Origin of the sequence: Novosphingobium anseongense (assembly GCF_037482895.1) — a bacterium.
In the GTDB taxonomy this organism is placed as follows: Bacteria; Pseudomonadota; Alphaproteobacteria; order Sphingomonadales; family Sphingomonadaceae; genus Novosphingobium; species Novosphingobium anseongense.
Genome location: NZ_JBBHJZ010000006.1, coordinates 38,160 through 55,530 on the forward strand (window position 1 = coordinate 38,160; position 17,371 = coordinate 55,530).

General features: G+C 62.5%; 14 protein-coding genes. 6 read left to right on the plus strand and 8 right to left on the minus strand.

Annotated elements, in window-relative coordinates; genetic code table 11:
* Positions 1-103 precede the first annotated feature (103 nt).
* From tnpC (WG901_RS21430) to tnpA (WG901_RS21445), 4 genes are read right to left on the minus strand one after another with little or no spacing between them, the layout of a single operon-like run.
* Positions 104-1,747, minus strand: coding sequence for an IS66 family transposase (tnpC, locus tag WG901_RS21430; protein ID WP_339589170.1), 1,644 nt, complete (start codon positions 1,745-1,747; stop codon positions 104-106).
* Between the two features lie 59 nt (positions 1,748-1,806).
* A complete protein-coding gene (gene tnpB / locus WG901_RS21435; RefSeq protein ID WP_339589238.1) occupies positions 1,807-1,974 on the minus strand; it encodes an IS66 family insertion sequence element accessory protein TnpB in 168 nt (55 codons plus the stop codon).
* Positions 1,975-1,979: 5 nt separating this feature from the next.
* Positions 1,980-2,168 carry an IS66 family insertion sequence element accessory protein TnpB gene (gene tnpB, locus WG901_RS21440; protein ID WP_339589171.1) on the minus strand — a complete coding sequence of 63 codons (189 nt, stop codon included), beginning with the start codon at positions 2,166-2,168 and terminating at the stop codon, positions 1,980-1,982.
* Entirely contained in the window at positions 2,165-2,521 is a 357-nt protein-coding gene (tnpA, locus tag WG901_RS21445) for an IS66-like element accessory protein TnpA (protein WP_339589172.1), read from the minus strand. Before tnpA (WG901_RS21445) ends, tnpB (WG901_RS21440) begins: the two co-directional genes overlap by 4 nt.
* 305 nt (positions 2,522-2,826) lie before the next feature.
* Here tnpA (WG901_RS21445) and WG901_RS21450 point away from each other — a divergent pair, with 305 nt between their 5' ends.
* From WG901_RS21450 to WG901_RS21465, 4 genes are all read left to right on the plus strand, one after another.
* Positions 2,827-4,158 carry a ComEC/Rec2 family competence protein gene (locus tag WG901_RS21450; protein WP_339589173.1) on the plus strand — a complete coding sequence of 444 codons (1,332 nt, stop codon included), beginning with the start codon at positions 2,827-2,829 and terminating at the stop codon, positions 4,156-4,158.
* A gap of 27 nt (positions 4,159-4,185) precedes the next feature.
* Positions 4,186-4,905 (plus strand): hypothetical protein, encoded by a 720-nt coding sequence (locus WG901_RS21455; RefSeq protein WP_339589174.1) that lies wholly within the window; start codon positions 4,186-4,188, stop codon positions 4,903-4,905.
* 170 nt (positions 4,906-5,075) lie between these two features.
* The gene (locus WG901_RS21460; protein ID WP_339589175.1) at positions 5,076-6,782 is read left to right on the plus strand and encodes a VPA1262 family N-terminal domain-containing protein; all 1,707 of its coding nucleotides are present in this window, start codon (positions 5,076-5,078) and stop codon (positions 6,780-6,782) included.
* 148 nt (positions 6,783-6,930) lie between these two features.
* Entirely contained in the window at positions 6,931-8,571 is a 1,641-nt protein-coding gene (locus WG901_RS21465; RefSeq protein WP_339589176.1) for a hypothetical protein, read from the plus strand.
* A gap of 107 nt (positions 8,572-8,678) precedes the next feature.
* Here WG901_RS21465 and tnpC (WG901_RS21470) read toward each other — a convergent pair whose 3' ends face one another.
* From tnpC (WG901_RS21470) to tnpA (WG901_RS21480), 3 genes are all read right to left on the minus strand, one after another.
* A complete protein-coding gene (gene tnpC, locus WG901_RS21470; protein ID WP_339589177.1) occupies positions 8,679-10,292 on the minus strand; it encodes an IS66 family transposase in 1,614 nt (537 codons plus the stop codon).
* 72 nt (positions 10,293-10,364) lie between these two features.
* Positions 10,365-10,706, minus strand: a complete 342-nt coding sequence (gene tnpB / locus WG901_RS21475; RefSeq protein WP_036524680.1) for an IS66 family insertion sequence element accessory protein TnpB — start codon at positions 10,704-10,706, stop codon at positions 10,365-10,367.
* On the minus strand, positions 10,703-11,071 hold the full coding sequence (tnpA, locus tag WG901_RS21480; RefSeq protein ID WP_339589178.1) for an IS66-like element accessory protein TnpA: 369 nt from the start codon (positions 11,069-11,071) through the stop codon (positions 10,703-10,705). The genes tnpB (WG901_RS21475) and tnpA (WG901_RS21480) overlap by 4 nt, the downstream gene beginning before the upstream one ends.
* Before the next feature lie 280 nt (positions 11,072-11,351).
* Here tnpA (WG901_RS21480) and WG901_RS21485 point away from each other — a divergent pair, with 280 nt between their 5' ends.
* On the plus strand, positions 11,352-12,881 hold the full coding sequence (locus tag WG901_RS21485; protein ID WP_339589179.1) for a nuclease-related domain-containing protein: 1,530 nt from the start codon (positions 11,352-11,354) through the stop codon (positions 12,879-12,881).
* A 979-nt stretch (positions 12,882-13,860) separates the two neighbouring features.
* Here the strand turns inward: WG901_RS21485 and WG901_RS21490 are convergent.
* On the minus strand, positions 13,861-14,523 hold the full coding sequence (locus WG901_RS21490) for a TetR/AcrR family transcriptional regulator (RefSeq protein ID WP_339589180.1): 663 nt from the start codon (positions 14,521-14,523) through the stop codon (positions 13,861-13,863).
* Positions 14,524-14,825: 302 nt separating this feature from the next.
* Between WG901_RS21490 and WG901_RS21495 the strand changes: the two genes are divergently transcribed.
* Positions 14,826-17,354 (plus strand): TonB-dependent receptor domain-containing protein, encoded by a 2,529-nt coding sequence (locus WG901_RS21495; protein WP_339589181.1) that lies wholly within the window; start codon positions 14,826-14,828, stop codon positions 17,352-17,354.
* Positions 17,355-17,371: the final 17 nt, after the last annotated feature.

The window sequence follows — 17,371 nt, forward strand, 5'->3', positions numbered from 1 at the left end:
CCTTCTCCTCATTCTTTGGAGACGACTCTATCGTAGCGCTATAGCGTAGACGTAGTGCTCATCTTCATCGTAAGCATACGCCGAGGGCCGCGGCAAAGTTAGGTCAGGCGGCGAGATCGACCTTATCGGTCCGCCAGTTCCACGGGAGCAATTCGTTGATCCGGCTAATGGGATGGTCGGCGATGCGGGCGAGCACGTCGGCGAGCCATGCCTGGGGATCGACGTCGTTGAGGCGACAGGTCTGGATCAGCGAGAACGCAACCGCGGCCCGTTGACCACCGCGGTCGGAGCCGCAGAATAGCCACGACTTACGTCCCAGGGGTACACAGCGCAGCGATCGTTCGGCGGCGTTGTTCGATAGGCAGACTCTGCCGTCGTCGAGAAAGCGGGTGAACGCACCCCAGCGGCGCAGCATGTAGTTGATCGCCTTGGCGAGATCGTGGTTGCGCGAGATTCGGGCGAGCTGTGCGTTCAGCCATTCGTGGAGCTCGGCTATCAGCGGCGCGCTGAGTTCCTGGCGGGCCGCGAAACGTTCGACCGGGCTCTGGCCGTTGATGCCGCGCTCGATCGCAAACAGGGCATCGAGCTTCTGCACGGCCTCGAGCGCGATCGGATAGACGAGCCCGGCCTTCTCGCCGCGGCTCTTCTTGCGCGCCGCGCCATCGACGTCGGCCAGCTCGAAGAATTTTCTCCTGGCATGCGCGAAGCATCCAGCCTCGAGGATCTGCCCCGGTTGCCGGTTCGGAGCGTATAGCTCGTTGTAGCCGCCATAGGCGTCCGCCTGCAGAATCCCGGACCAGGCAGCAAGATGGTGCCTCGGGTGATCGCCGCGCCGGTCGCGCGAATAATAGAAGATGGCCGAAGGGGGATCATTGCCACCGAAGGGCCGATCATCGCGAACGTAGTCCCACAATCGCCCTGTGACGGTCTTGCCCTTGGCCAGGATCGGCACGGTGGTGTCGTCGCCGTGCAGGCGCTCGGCGGCCAGGGTGTGGGCCTCGATCAACTGGTAGATGGGCGTCAGCGCGAGACAGGCCGCGCCGATCTGGTCGGCGAGCGTCGAGACGCTGAGCGGCACGCCTTCGCTGGCAAAGCGCTCGGCCTGACGGTGAAGCGGCTGATGCTGGCCGTACTTATCGAACAGCAGCATGGCGAGGAAGCTGGGTCCGGCCCAACCGCGCGGAGTGACGTGGAAGGGCGCGGGCGGCTGGGTGATCTTCTCGCAGTCCCGGCAGGCGAACTTCTCGCGCACCGTCTGGATCACCTTCCACGAGCGCGGGATCACTTCGAGCGTCTCGGTCACATCCTCGCCGAGCTTCGACAGGCGGTTGCCGCCGCAGGCCGGGCACGAGCACGGCGCAGGGACCACGACGCGTTCGCGCGGGAGGTGATCAGGGAACGGCTTCCTGACCGGCTTCTTGCGCTCGAACGCAGTGATGGTTGACGTCTTCGCCGCGGCAGCTTCGGCGGCGAGCTCGTCCTCGGCCGCGTCAGCTTCGAGATCTTCGAGCTCGAGCTCCATCTGCGCCAGCAGTCGCTCGGTGCGTTCGGCGCTGGGGCCATACTGCTCGCGCCGCAGCTTGGCGTTCTGCAGCTTGAGATGCGCAATCATCGCTTCGGCGGCACTCTCCCGAGCACGGGCATTGGCCAGTTCGGCCTCCGCTTCATCCGCTCTCTGGGTCGCAATCGCGAGCAACGCCTGAAGCGCTTCGATGTTGTTCGGAAGGGGCGAAACGGCGGCTTCCACGGCCTTGAGTGAATCATCGCCGCCGCTCACGCGCAAGCCGAAAATGGGCTAATCCAAAGCTATCCGGCGCTTTGCGGACGCCAGGAATATTGCGGGTTCCTCCAGTCGATCCCGTCGAGCAAGCAGGCAAGCTGTGAACTCGTCAGCGACACCACACCGTCCTTCGCCGAGGGCCATATGAAGCGGCCCTTCTCGAGCCGCTTCGCGTAGAGCGAAACGCAGTTCAGCGCAGCTACATGCCGATCCCATCATGCCAAATGATCTTCACCAGCGTGCCGCTGCGGCCCCGGAAGACCCAGAGATCGCCGGCAAACGGGTCCTTCAGGAAGTGCTGCTGCACCATCGCAGCAAGGCTCTGCATCCCGCGACGCATATCGGTGTGCCCCATCGCAATCCACACCCGTGCGCCTGCAGGGATCATCGCATCGCCCTCAACGCGGCCACGGCTAACGCCGGCGGCGTTGATGCGGAAATCCGCAACCGCCGACCATCGGTCAGTTCCAGCACGATCGCGGCCTCCGCTTCGTTAGGAGCGACGGGGACAGCGGCCGGCTCCGCGGCATCATCGATCACCGCAGGAGCAAAGGCTGCCTGCGCGCGGCGCAAAGCCGTCCGCCGCCACTGATAAATGAGGCTACGAGAAATGTCGTAGCGCCGAGCAACGTGCTGAACCTTGGCCCCCGGCGAAAACGCCTCTCGCAAAATCTCAAGCCGCTCCTCATCCGACCAATCCCGGCGGCGACCCGCCCCCGTCAGCACCGTTACCTGCGTCATGGCTGTCCTTAAGCGCGTCCTTGTGTGCGACCTTAAGGACGTCTTCAGCTCACAGCCCAACCTCGACAAGCGGCTCAGGCCGGACGGTTACTCTTCATCGGGCGTGGCCCGCCATTTGCCGCCGTTTGGTGCTCCGAAACCGCCCTGCCTACGCCAGCGTGGTACAGTTCACTCGCCTGAACTCACCTCCCGTTCCGCCTCATGGCAGCTTCGCGACCCGGTCTTTCGGGTTATTTGTTTGCCAGCCTCTTTACCAACCGTTGTTAAAGCGTCACGGCTCCGTCCAGTCGATGAGGGAGGATTGGATGGGCCTGACCAACACAAGAATACAGCATGCAGTAGGTCAAGGTTTTTTCCACGCCGCGGAGCTTCATGAGGGAAGTACGCTGCGACTTCGATACGTTTATGACTGTGGAGCGATGACGAAATATCAGGCTGCTCGTTCAAATCGCATCAAAGGGTATCTCAAGTCGATTGGAGCCCGCTCAAAGCTCGATCTTCTTTTCATTTCCCATGTCCATGCCGACCACCTGAACGGCTTGACCCAACTTCTCGACATCAAGAAGGGCGTTGCGGTCGATACGATCGTATTGCCATTCTTCAATGTTGCCGATCGCCTGATCGCCTATGCGCGCGACGCCATCGAAGACCCTGCAACGCTGCTTGATGACTTCTATCGGGAGTTCGTGATCGATCCGACAACGGCGCTGTCGGGATTTCGTCCACGTCAGATACTTTTCATGGCTCCCGGTGGTCCGGACAGTCCCGGCGCCCCGGATCTGGACGGCGGGAGGCCCGAAGGGCCTGAAGGCCACGACATACAAGGACTGCGCGACGAAAAGGGTCAGGTGACTTGGAAGCCGCTGGGCCGGGGATGGGTCAATTCTCCGAACGGCAGACTCCGGGCAGAGTCGGCGCTTCCCGGCCCGATCGTCGTCACTCTACCCGACAGCGTTGGGCTGGTTTCACCTAGCATTGATCCCAACCTGGGATTGTGGCTTCTCTCCCCCTTTGTCGATCCGGCGGTTGACGCACAGCAGGCCGTGTTTTTCCGCGCTCTCCTAAAGGCGCTCAACCACGGCGTTTCTGCCAAGGCCAAGATAAAGGCTGCGGCCTTGAAGCCCTGGCTGGCCGTGCCGGCCAATCTGCGGGATCTCGTTACAAATCGGGTGGGTGACCTGACACAGGCATATTCTGCCCTCTCGAAGAACCTCAACATCACCTCGATGTGCCTGTATTCTGGACCGCTCCCCGACGGCGTCGTTCGACCGGAGGGACATTATGGGACATTCGGCACCTGGAACGCGCAGGGCAAGGGCGGAATAGCCTGGCTGGGAACGGGGGACGCAGCGCTGAAGGAAAAGGCCCGACGAAAGCGCTTTCTCGCGCATTATCGCAAGCTCCTCGACGAAGTCGTCACGCTGACCGTCCCGCACCACGGATCGGAAGGCAATTTCGACGTCGAACTCCTTACCAAAATAGACCCTAGCTTCTGCATAGTTGCCGCCGATGCCATCGGGACATGGAGGCACCCCGGCACGGCGGTAGTGCAAGCCGTCGCATCCCATGGCCTCTTCCTGTCGGTCGTGACTTCCGACCCCAAGTCATGCGTGCGCGAAGAGGTCGTGATCGGCTGAAGGCCGTCCACAAGCGGGAGTGACAAAGTGGAAGATGGCTTGCTCGTTCTCAAGCGTCACATCGACACTCGCAACATCGCGGCGCTGATCGAGCGAACTGCGCGTTGGGTGGACCCAGAGACCTTCAGGCTCCTGCCGGTATGGTTTCCCGAGTTTGCGCGGCGTGGCGCACTTTACAACGCGAACTGGTCAATTCGCCGGCAAAACACCAACCGCCAGTCAGGTGACGTCACCAACAAAATCGAGGGAAATACCCAGGCGAACAAGGCGTTATGCGAGGCCATGGGCATCACTCTCAAAGAAAGGCCGCACTGGACGTGCTGCCATATCTGGGGCGTCGACGATCCCACCTTCGTGAAAGCCAACTCGGTCGTGCAGGATCATCGCTTTTTCTCCTGCATCGCCAACATGGTCCTTCTGCCGACGCCGCTGAAGGCATTCACCGATGTTATGCCTGAGGTGAAGGCAATGCTTCGCCGGTGTTCCGGAGACCTCTTCGGCTGGTCATGCGATCACCCCGATCTGCTGCCGCAGACCGGGGATGCCTTCGATCCCGCCGACTATCCTGAGAGTTGGAGGGACGCTGCGTCGGGTTCGGTGCCCGGAATAGCCCCAATCAACGACAAGATCCGGGCCAAGGCGCGAAATCGCAAGGCCGCGATTGCCCGCGATCTCGAAAACGCAGGCGAATACTACCCCCGAGAGAAAGTTCGGGACGCGCTCTCTTATTGGAATATCGTGCTGTAAGGTCATGCCATCCTCGAATACTCCCGTGGCGTTGCTCATGCTGAATTTCGATTCCCGTCACGCTCACTTGTAGCTTAGCTGTCGTTGGAGCACGGGGTGGCGGCTTGACCGGGGCCAAGGGCCGGCTCCGCCGGCGTCGATGTCGAAGGAAAAAGGAAGGGGGGCGCCGAATGGAAGTAGACGAAGTTGCTGGCGACTTAGCGCATTCCGAAGCCTGGGCTGGCCTCATCGATGGCGACTATGATCGCGGCGTGGTGCGGATCGCCACTCTCACTCGCGACCGCACCAATTATCTCCTATTCGCTTCAGTCGAACTCTTGCCTCCTGAGATACCGAGCCCACCAAACGGCGCTCAGGCAATGAATTGCGATCCCGGTCGACTCTATATGTCGAGGAATGTGCTGCCGATATCCGCAGCGCTCGACTGGTATCAGGCATGCTGGAATGCGCCGACGCAAGCGCATCCCGGCGCCCCGGCTGATATCTCACTGGGCATCTTGTCTCCCGAGCCCTCGGTCCGTCGCTTCGTCCTGCGCGATGACGTCCCTTTCTCGCCGGCCTGGCATGTGATGCCCCGGCTCCACCGGCTCGTATCGATGCAGCCGCTTCCAGCGCCGATCGTGGAAATGACCGAAGGCATGACGAGCGTTGAACGGTATCGGCGCGCCCGGTCTTGGCTGCTCGAAAGGCTGCATTTCGACCTGCTGGCTCACGACGACTGGCTTGGCGGAATCGGACTTGTCGCTCCCAATCCGCTGCTGGGCTCCAGCCGAACGAGGATTTCGACGCGCGGCTACGGCGCGGAGACGGTCACCGTTGCGGGCCGTCCCCGTCGCGGCGCCACGCTGGACGGACTGAAAATTATCTTCCACGAGCGGCGCGTCGCAGGAGCGGGGTTTCATGCCGAACATGTGACGGACGCATTCGGCGCGGCCAGCGCGTTGATCACCGGCGGCGTCGAAGAACTTGGCCACCGGATCGTCTGCCCGCGGCGAGGCTTGTTGCATGACGAACCTCCGGGCTGGTTTTTCCGCAGCTTCTCGATGCAGACCAATGTCCCCATCGGCGAACGCATCGCCAATCCGATGCGCCGCCGACGTTCCACTGTTGCGGGGCCCCTCGTCACTTCAGTTTGGCGCCCACCAGAAGTGCAGCAACCCGTCGTAACGACGTCGCCGGTCATGCGCCTCGAGCAACTCCAGCGACTGCGCCAGGATCGATTTGGCGAATATCGCGCCCTTCAGGCGCGGGGGGACCGGGATGACGTGCGCGTTCTTGAAAATGAGCGTGAGGAGGCCGTTCTCTTTATCCGACGGCTCGTTGCGCGCGCGCGTCGCCGGATATTGCTGGTGGATCCCTATCTCGTGGCCGCTGACTTGCAGGAATTCACCTACGCAGCCGAGCAACAAGGCGTTGAAATCCAGGGGCTGATCAGCCCGCCTAAGCGATATTATACGCGAGCGAGCAGCGAAGTAGGGGCGACCATGCTAACCGGCGAGGAGCTCGTCGCGCAGATCGTTGCCATGAGAGAGCCGGCTCTCGGTTTCGGCAAGATCGACGTGCGCGCGACGACGCAAAGAGGTTTGCACGACCGGTTTCTTTGTGTCGACGACGACCTTTGGCATTGCGGCCATTCGTTCAACGGTGTCGGGACAGGTGACGTCAGCGTCATGTCCCGCGTGACGAGGCCCGCCGAGCTTCTCACGCTTCTCGACGAGATCTTCTCCGCCGCCGGTTCGTTTGAGGATTGGTGGTCGCGCCGGCCACAGTCGCGACCGCGCACGATACGCGATCGCGTCGCCGATCTGCTCCGCCGTGCCGCGAGCGCAATAGGCGGTTCAAGCGGGTCGAAAGACGCAGGCGGCGACGATGTCTGACACACACATGGATACCCTACTCTTGGCAGAGCCCGATTGTGAGGCAGCCTTGGCGGCGGCACTCACATGGCTCTCTGCATCTCCCTGGCCGCGCGCAATTCTTCCATGCCATATCAAGATCGGATCGTACGCCGACTATGCGTGCAGCTTGCGCGACGCGCTGGCGGCGAAGGGATTGAGCGAGTGGGCCGCGCGCTTCGCCAACTTCTCGGGTGACCCCGAAGGCGGTGGCTCGCTATGGACCGACCCCCTTGTCGTGGCGCTGCTCGACGAAGTGGGACTTCAGGTGGCCGCCCAAGGGACCCATCCACAGTTGTTCGCAGTGGTCGACGACGTTTGGGAGATGTCATCGACGCAAGCGGCCCCCCCCACCCAGACTCTGATCGCTCGTCTTGCCGATGCGCCGGACGATCATCCACTCGTTGCACGGCTGGCAAGCCGCATCGCTGAAATCTCGTCTCTGCCGTCAGTCCGGCTGAGCGAAAGGCGCGGGAGTCGGTTGAGGACGCGCGATCTGTGGCCGGGTCCGAATGAGTTGCCGATCGATCGCCGCTGGGCCTTCAGGGTCGTCAGCCATCTTTGGCCTCAGCGTTTTATGAGCATGCTCGACGGTACGCCCGCGATGGTCGCCCATGCCTCGGTGATGGCGTGCAAGCCGTTTGATCTGGTGACGCTCGAAAATCTTCTGGGCGACCAAAATGCGCCCGGCGGCGCCGCATCGGGCCAGCCAGCATCGCCAGCGGTCTTCGCCTTGCTCGCCGAAGTCGCGCCGCTTGTCGCCGAACTTGTGGGCACATCCGGGAAGCCGGCAGCGACCGCAGCAATCCAGCCCCTGTTGGCGCGACTGGCGTCGCGACCGGACTGGCCATGGCTGTCACGGGCGTGGCTGCAGCAACTGATCTGGCACGGGAGCGACCGGCTGCCGTGTCGCTTGCAGGAGGAGAGTGATTGGCCAGCAGCGCGGAGCCTGCTGATCGATGCACTAGCGGCTTCGGCACCGCCGGTATCTGCCGGCGTTCAAGAGTGGATCATGGAGGAAGAGCCGCTCTGGCGCGTCGATCGGGTTCTGGCTGAAACCGCCGTCCTGACTGCAGGCGGCGCCCATGAAGACGCCGGGAAGCTGCTTTCGAATGGGATTGTCGCGCAGCAGGTCACCCAGACCGCTCGCGACCAGGCGATCTGGACGGGCAGGCCCGAGGCCAACATCGTGGGTGCCGCGATCGCGAACGTCCCTGATCCGGTCGCCTGGTTTACCCAACTATGGAAGCAAACCTACGAAGTGCGCGAACGCGCATGGTTCAGCCACACAGACTCCTATGAAAGCCCCGCCGATGCGGCACTCGCATGGGGCCTGACCGGTCTGAACAGCGTGGCCGACATCGGCGTCCAAAACGCATACTGGCAGGCGATCTCGGAGGCGCTGGTCGAACGTATCGTCACCGACCCCCGCGGCGATGTTCCTTCAGACCTGCGCGACATCATCTATCGCGCGGCGGTGTTCGTCGGCACCAAGCTGAATCTTGGCGGCGCCATCGCGCTGGACGATCTCGCGCGGATCGTCGGTCCGTTGATCCAGCCGACATCTGGCTTCCTGCAAATTGTCGGCACCATGCTTGTTGCCGATGGAGAGGGCCTTGTTGCGGACCTGAGCCAGACTGCTGGTTGTACAGCGTTCACAGAGTGCTTGTCGCGGGCCCTCGCCGTGGACTTTGGTCCGGGCGACCAAATCACTCCGGAACTTATGGCCTCGCTTCGAGCATTGCTCGGAGACCTTCGATCGTCTGGTTGATGGACGGCGATCGGGCGTATCATAGTGCCACAGCGTAGATGTGTAGCCATCCGGTGAAAGCCGCGGCGTAGCGCGGATCAGGTGGTGATCGAGCGCTGGGTTGGCTGTCAGTTCCATGGCAGCAGCACGTCGAGTTGGCGGGCCGGATGCTCAGCAATGCGAGCGAGCACGTCCGCGAGCCAGGCCTGCGGATCGACGTCGTTGAGGCGAGCGGTCTGGATCAGTGTGTAGAGGATGGCCGCGCGCTGGCCGCCGCGATCGGAGCCGCAGAACAGCCAGGCCTTCCGACCAAGGGGCACGCAGCGCAGAGCGCGTTCTGCCGCGTTGTTCGTGAGGCAGACCCGGCCGTCGTCGAGGAAGCGGGTGAAGGCCTCCCAACGCCGCAGCATGTAGTTGATAGCCTTGGCGAGGTCGTGGTTGCGCGAGAGCCTGGCGAGCTGGGTGGTGAGCCAAGCATGGAGCTCGGCCATCAGAGGTGCGCTCAGTTCGCGGCGCACCGCGAGCCGGTCGGTAGCGTCTTTGCCGTTGATTGCACGCTCGACGTCGAACAGGGCATCGATCCGCTGCACGGCTTCGAGCGCGATCGGGTAGATCATGCCGGCATGCTCTCCGCGACTCTTCTTGCGGGTCGTGCTGGCAACGTCGGCCAGCTCGAAGAACTTGCGCCTCGCGTGGGCGAAGCAGCCGGCCTCGAGCACTGGCGCCGGCAAGCGACCGGGAGCGTAGAGCTCGCCGTAACCGCCATAGGCATCGGCCTGCAGGATCCCTGACCACGACACGAGATGCGCCCTTGGATGCTCGCCGCGGCGATCGCGCGAGTAGTGGAACAGCGCCGCGGGCGGATCGGCGCCGGCGAACGGCCGATCATCGCGCACGTAGACCCAAAGTCTGGCCGTATCAGTCTTCACCTTGGCCATGACCGGCACGGTCGTATCGTCGCCATGCAATCGCTCGGCGGCGAGGACGTGCGCCTCGATGAGGCGATAGAGCGGCATCAGCGCAAAGGCGGCGGCACCGACCTGGTCGGCAAGCGTCGAGGTGCTCAGCGGCACGCCCTCGCGGGCGAAGCGCTCGGCCTGGCGGTTGAGGGGTTGGTGCTGGCCGTACTTCTCGAACAGCAGCATGGCGAGAAAGCTGGGGCCAGCCCAGCCACGCGGCACAACGTGGAAGGGCGCCGGTGGCTGTGTGATCGTCTCGCAGTCCCGGCAGGAGAACTTCTCGCGCACGGTCTGGACGACCTTCCAGGCGCGCGGGATCACCTCGAGCGTCTCGGTGACGTCCTCGCCGAGCTTCGACAGCCGGGTGCCGCCGCAGGCCGGGCAAGAGCACGGCGCCGGCACGACGACCCGCTCGCGCGGCAGGTGTTCGGGAAACGGCTTCCTGGCCGGCCGCTTGCGTTCGAAGGCGGTGACGGTAGCGGTCTTCTCGGCCGCGACCTCGGCAGCCAGATCGTCCTCGGCGGCGTCGGCCTCGAGATCTTCGAGCTGCAGTTCCATCTGGTCGAGCAGGCGGCGAGTGCGCTCGGCGCGGGCGCCGTACTGCTCGCGCCTGAGCTTGGCGATCTGCAGCTTGAGGTGCGCGATCACGGCCTCGGTGGCACTCTCCCGGGCATGGGCGTTGGCGAGCTTGGCCTCGGCCTCATTGGCCCGCTGGGTCGCGCTCGTCAGCAGCGCCTTGAGCGCTTCGATATCGTCAGGAAGGGGCGAAACGGCGGCTTCCATGACCGCGATGGAATCACAGAATGGGGTCTGAATGAAGCCCAAAATGCGCGGGCGACGAAGAAAACGAACGCGTTATCCGGCGCTCTGCGGACGCCAGGAATACTGCGGGTTCCGCCAGTCGATCCCGTCGAGCAGGCAGGCCAGTTGCGAGGCTGTCAGCGACACCATCCCGTCCTTCGCCGATGGCCACACGAACCGGCCCTTCTCGAGCCGCTTGGCGTAGAGCGACATGCCGATCCCGTCGTGCCAGATCAGCTTCACCAGAGATCCGGCGCGTCCGCGGAACACGAATAGATCGCCGCCATGGGGATCGCGCTTGAGGCCCTGCTGGACCAGCAAAGCCAGGCCCTGCATCCCCTTCCTCATATCCGTGTGGCCCATCGCAATCCACACCCGCGCACCCGAAGGGATCATCGCAACGCCTTCAACGCCGAGGCCACCAGCGCTGGTGATGCGGAGGCAAAGATGCTGATCCGCTTGCCGCGCGCCAGGTCGATGACGATCGCCGGTTGCACACCCGCGTGCGGGCCCTCCGCATCCTCGATCATCACGGCCGCGGCGAAACCGGGGGCCGCCAAAGCGTCCGGTTCAGGCTCGGCATGAGCATCGCGCAGCTTCCGTCGCCAAGTGTAGATCAGCGCCGACGAGATATCGTACCGCCGGCAGACCTCAGCGACGCAGGCACCCGGCGCAAACGCCTGGTTGAGGATCTCCAGCCGTTCCTCGTCGCTCCAACGGCGGCGGCGCTCCGGCCCGGAAAACACTGTGATCTGACCCATCGACCGCTCCAAAGCGCACTCTTACGAGCGCACTTAAGACCGGTCGCTCACCTCATCGGCAAGGCGGGGCACGCCGGATGGGTACGTAGATGTAGTGCTCATCATTGTCGGGCGTGGCCCGCCATATCAGATCGGGTGAACGATCGGCAGGTATCAGGTGAATCGATCGACACGTCGAACGTCAGCTATGTTGGCGTTGGTCGCAACGCGCTGCTCTAATGCCACTATGTTGATGATACCACATTGCGAAGCCGCAGGCCCGGATGAATAAGGCACGCCGATGGACCCCACGATAAGAGGCACCGGCACGACCGCAACCGAACGCTCGCTCGCAAAATTGGCCGATAGGACGTTTCTCGATCTGTGGTCCTATCCGAACACCTTCAATGACCGCGATCTGAGCAACGGCCAAGGCAAGGAGCTTTGCGACCTCTTGGTCCTCTGCGGGAATGATCTGCTGATCTTCAGCGACAAGAACATTCGGTGGCCGTCAGGCAAAATCGACTTGGCTTGGCGCCGCTGGTATCGGAGAGCGGTCCAGCACAGCGTGGACCAGATCAAGGGTGCCGAGCGGTGGCTCCGACGCTATCCGGATCGGGTGTTCATCGATCCCGCTTGCCGGACGAGGCTACCGGTTCGGCTCCCCGATCCCGAGGACCTGAGGGTACACGGCATCGCGGTCGTCAGCGGCGCGCGCGAAGCCTGCCGGAGCTACATGAACGACCGAGACGGCGGGCTCATGCTCACCGGGCATCTTCGCGGTGACGAGCACCTTGATCCGATAACGAGGGGACTCCATCCGTTCATGGTCGGAGACGCCAATCCAAACGGCGCCTTCGTGCACGTCATGGACATGGACGCGCTGACCGTTGTCATGCGCGAACTCGACACGATATCGGACTTCGTTGCCTATCTCCGAGAACGGGCTGACGCGATCCGCGACTGCCGAGTGAGCATGGCGGCGAGCGAGGCCGATCTCCTCGCTGCCTACCTGATGTCCGGCGACTCAGAGGGCCGCCCGTTCATCCCGGACATCGCGGACCTCGCGCACCCCCTCGAGCTGGGGATATTTCCCCCAGGACACTACATGGCATTCCGCAATTCGGCGGAATGGCGAGCCCGGCGCGAATTCAACCAAAGCAGCTACGACTGGGACCGACTGATAGGCAGCTTCTCCAAGAACCTGCTCGACGGCACGTCGGTAGCGATAGCCGGAATGCAGCCGGAGTTGCATCTCGCCGAGCGGGCGTTGCGGAAGATGGCGCTCGAACGACGCACCGTCCGAAGAAGCCTCAGCAGAGCGTTTATTGACGCATACTTCAAGGCCGAGAAGGTCAATCAGGATCGTTTCGCGCGCCTGGTGATGCCGCCGGAAGGTGGTGCGGATCCGGAATGCCTCTATCTATTCCTCGTGTTGGCGTTTCGGGGAGAGTGGCTCGTCGAGCACGGTTACGACTACTATCGCGATGCTCGGGGCGGCATGCTGAAGGCCTACTGTCAGGTCGCGCTCATGCAGCACCGGAGCGCGAAGCGGATCGTCGGCATCGCTCTCGACGCGTCGTCCAAGCAGACCGGAAGGGTAGGCCGATCCGAGGACATCATGCTGCTTGAGATTACCGACTGGACCGAAGACCTCATTGCTGAAACGAGGGAGCTGCAAGAGAAAGCCGAGATACTTCTGCCCTCGAGGCTTCGGCCTGCATATCTGAGGCAAAAGAGCTTGGCGGAGATGGACGAGGGTGGGATTTATTCCGGCAACAGGTCAGATCGCAGGGCAGCACGAGCGAAGGCGCGTCGGAAGCGGCCGTGAACTCCGCTCTCAGTCGATACTTTGAACGAAAGGCCGCTTCTAGGGAGCGAGCATCGGGCGTCAAATGTCGGCTAAGTCGGGGGCTCCGTTGATTTCTCACTTTGTCCCGGCAAGCGATGAATGAAATTAGATGCAGCGCTATGAGGTAGGCCATGGCCAAAACTCATCTGGGTCTGCAGGCCTAAAGACCCTTATTATTTCCTGACGCCCAGAGCGTAGGAACCAAAGGCTGCGGAATGTCCCTTCCAGAAGAACCTGAGATTTTACGCCATTTAACAATGTGGAAACGGCGATCACAGGTTCCTTGTTAGGGTATTTCGTGGATTGGACGTTCTGCAGGGCACTTCCAATATCCGCGTCGGGGTGCCGATCGTACTCCTCGACTGTCTCGCAATTGAAATATGGAACTAGGCGAACCTTCCGTATCTCATCATGTGTCATCTCTCCTTCTACGAATTCTCCGAAGAGCATCAGCAGTTTGTAAAAGGTGGATCGATCAGAATGGCCTAAAGCTTGCCTGAGCCGGCGTTTCTCTTCGTCGTCGAGATCGGCGAACGCAACGCCTTGTCTTTCCTTTTCGGCCAAGTCTCGCAAGTCGCTCAGGTATTCCTCAGCGTACCAGTTGGCTGCGCGAGGCGAGTTGAGCTCAGAATAACACCACCGCCCGGCTAAATGCGATGCCGAGATGATATTCTGGGTCACTGGACATCTTTCCAAGCAGGAGTGACATAAGTCCGCGCTATCCAGATTGAGATTGGGCGCGACGGCCGGCTGGGTTCCGTATGCCTGAGCGAAATCAAGAGGCCAAGGCCGACCCGAAGGTTACTCAGATATAACCGCTGTTGGGCAGTCGCTCAGAGCACCTAAATGTCCCTTTTGTCGGATGAACGGATGGCTGGATTCACTCCTCCCGACCGACCTGGCGAACGTCCACTATGTTGGCGGATCACGTCACGGACTTGGTACGATAATCGCTACGTCACCAAGCTGAGCGTCCACGCAAAAGGATACCTGCCACGGCCTCTGCCTTGAGCGAGAGTGCGTCGGAATCAAGCTGTTGAGATTCCCCAATTTCCCGCACGGCATCAACCATGCCCATGAAAATGCGCACCAGTTCCCGCGGATCCGATGGGGGAGTTCCGTCAATCGTCGCGAGGCAATTGATCTCCTTCACCAGCAAATCGATCATCGGGTCACGCAAGGCCCGATCGAGTTCGCGAGCGATCTCACCGGCTTCGCCGATAGAACCCTCCACGAGTCGCCGGGTAGCCATGACCTCTGGATGCTGACTCCAGCGCAACATCGTCCGCGCATAATGGACCAACCGCTCTTCGAGTGTTTTTCCCGTTGTCCAATCGGTTAGTCGGGCGCGTTCGCCCCATTTGCCGGTCCGATCAGTAATTACGGCGCGCAACAGCGCCAATTTGTCGACATGCCGCAGGTAGAGGGTCGTCTTCGTCACACCGGCCCAATTCGCGATGGCCTCCATACTCGTGCCGTTGAACCCATGCGCCAGGAACGCTTTCCACGCCGCTTCGAGAATGCGTGCGTCGATCTCCGCGATTGCCGCGCGGCTTGGGCGTCCCCGGCGCGGCTTGGACGTCTTACCCTCGGCGACGGCTGGGAGGTTCGGCTCTATCATCGCAACTTTCTAAATGGCCGTTCCAGGCGCTTGTTCAGCATCCCGACCGCCGAACTGAAAGCATATCCGATCGAGCAAGGGAAAGTCTTAAATCACTACCAAACTCTCGCGGCTGAATGGCTTGTGCCTCGCTGCGGCACTGCCTTCATCGCAGCTGCGCACGACCAGCGGCGGCTCAGGACCAGTGATGTCAGCACCGTAGCTTTCATAATATACGGTTTAGTCTATTTTAACCAACGCCCGACATATCGCCGCCACCCGCAAAAAATCAGCGGGGCAACATGGGATCAAGTGGGGCATTCATGACGATTTTTAACCGTACCCTTTTCAAGAGCACCGTCTCGCTCGCCGTGATGGCCGTGGCCGCCTATGCGCCGGCCGCCTTCGCTCAGGACGAGGCCAAGCCGACCACCGCCTGGCAGGCCAGCCGCACCAACGACGACGACGCCACGGTGAAAACGGGCGTTGCCAAGGCGCGCGATCCGCTCGACAGCGCCACGTCGACGAGCGTCCTCAAGGACAACGAGGTCGTGAAGCTCTCGGCCCCTTCGCTCGCTGATCTCCTGCGCAACGTTCCGGGCATCCGCGTCGAAGGCGGCGCGGGCGAAGGCCTCAACGCCTACACCGTGCGCGGCCTGCCTCTGGTCAACGGCGGCGCCAAGTACGTCCAGATCCAGGAGGACGGCCTACCCGTCCTCGAGTTCGGCGACCTGACCAACATGGGCCCCGACGCGTTCGTGCGTGCGGACATCAACCTCGCCTCGGTCGAATCGATCCGCGGTGGTTCGGCTTCGACCTTCGCCTCGAACGCACCTGGCGGCGTGATCAACCTGATCTCCAAGACGGGTGAGGTCGAGGGCGGCTCGGTCCGGCTTTCGATGGGCATCGACTACGACAGCAATCGCATCGACTTCGACTATGGCCATCGCCTCGGCGACGGCTGGCGCTTCCACGTCGGCGGCTTCTATCGCCGCGGCGAGGGCCCACGCGAGACCGGCTACACCGCGACCCGTGGCGGCCAGATCAAGCTCAACGCGACCAAGGAATTCGACGGCGGCTACATCCGTTTCTACGGCAAGGTCCTCGACGACAAGTTCCCCGGCTACGTCGCCAGCCCGATGGCCGTGACCGGTACCAACGACAAGCCGATCTTCCGCGCGCTGCCGCAGTTCAACGCGGTCGATGACTCGATGATGTCGCGCTACATCTCGGACCTGAACCAGGTGGATTCCGCCGGCAACGTCGTGCGAAACAACGCCCAGGACGGCTATCGCGTCAAGGCCAAGACCATCGGCACCGACGTGGTCTTCAAGCTCGGCGAGTGGAATTTCTCCGAACGCTTCCGCTACTCGAACAATTCCGGCCAGGCCGACATCCTCGACCCGCAGATCCAGGTGGCCGGCGCCGGTGTCATCCTCGGCTATTTCGTCCCGGGCGGCTCGATGTCCTTCGCATCGGGCTCGAACAAGGGCGCTGCCGTCAATCCGGCAACCGTGAGCGGCAATGGCCTGGTCTCGCTGACGACGATCGGCCACACCAAGATCAACAGCCTGGACAACGTGACCAACGACTTCCGCGTCAGCCGCGTCTGGGAAGTCGGTGGCGGTGACCTGACCACCACGGCGGGCCTCTACAATTCGCAGCAGAGCCTCGACCGCGAATACTATGGTTCGGTCATCATCCAGGACATCGTTGGCGGCGGCAATTCCTCGCTCATCGCCGTCAAGGACGCGGCGGGCCGGGACGTCTTTGCAGGTGGCATGTTCGCCTATGACGACGCGCTCAACCAGAAGCGCCGCGTAAACCTCGACTACAACGTCCTGGCGCCCTACGGCTCGTTCAACTTCCACACCGGCAAGCTGTCGGTCGGCGGCTCGATCCGCTACGATCGCGGTTCGGTCTCGGGCACGATCGCCCAGGCTGGCGCGCGCAAGCTGATCGACGTCAACGGCAACGGCACGACTGTCGGCGATCGCGCCGAGCAGGGCGCTTCGACCGGCCAGGTCTTAGGCGTGCCCTACATCGCGCCGAGCTCATCGCAGCCGGTCGACTACGACTACGACTACGTGTCCTACTCGATGGGCGTGAACTACCGCGTGAGCAATTCGTTCTCGCTGTTCGCTCGCCACAGCCTCGGCGGCCGCGCGGGTGCCGATGCGCTGCTGTTCTCGCCGGCCATCAGCGCGACCTCGGGTGCGCTGTTGAACGAGGACGCAAGTCATGATTCGGTTCGACAGACCGAAGCGGGCTTCAAGTATCGCGACAACGGCGTCTCGCTGAACCTGACCGGCTTTTACGCCACCACCAAGGGAACCTACCTGCCGACGATCGCCGACAGCCTCGGGATCAAGACGCCCACGCTCGTGTCGCGGTCCTACCGCACCTACGGCGCGGAACTCGAAGGTGCCGTACGCCGTGGTCCGTTCAGTGTAGCCGGCAGCCTCACCGTCACCGGCGGCGAGATCAAGGCGGCCGAGCAGGCTGCTCTGGTCGGAAAGGAACCGCGTCGTCAGCCGACCTTCCTCTACACGCTCACGCCGCAGTTCGACGTCGATCAGTTCACGATCGGCGCCAACGTGCTGGGCCAGACGTCGAGCTATGCCGACGACGTCAATCTCCTGAAGATGCCCGGGTTCACGACGGTCGGCGTGTTCGCACGCTTCCGTCCGGTCGAGCGGATCGAACTGGGGCTCAACGCCTCGAACCTGTTCAACACGCGGGCCATCACCGAGGTCAACACCGGCGGCGGCGCCGTTCCGACGTCGGGTGTCGGCACCGTTCGCACCCTCTACGGTCGCTTGATCTCCGCATCGGCGCAGTTCTTCTTCTGACGACGACGGGCCAAAAG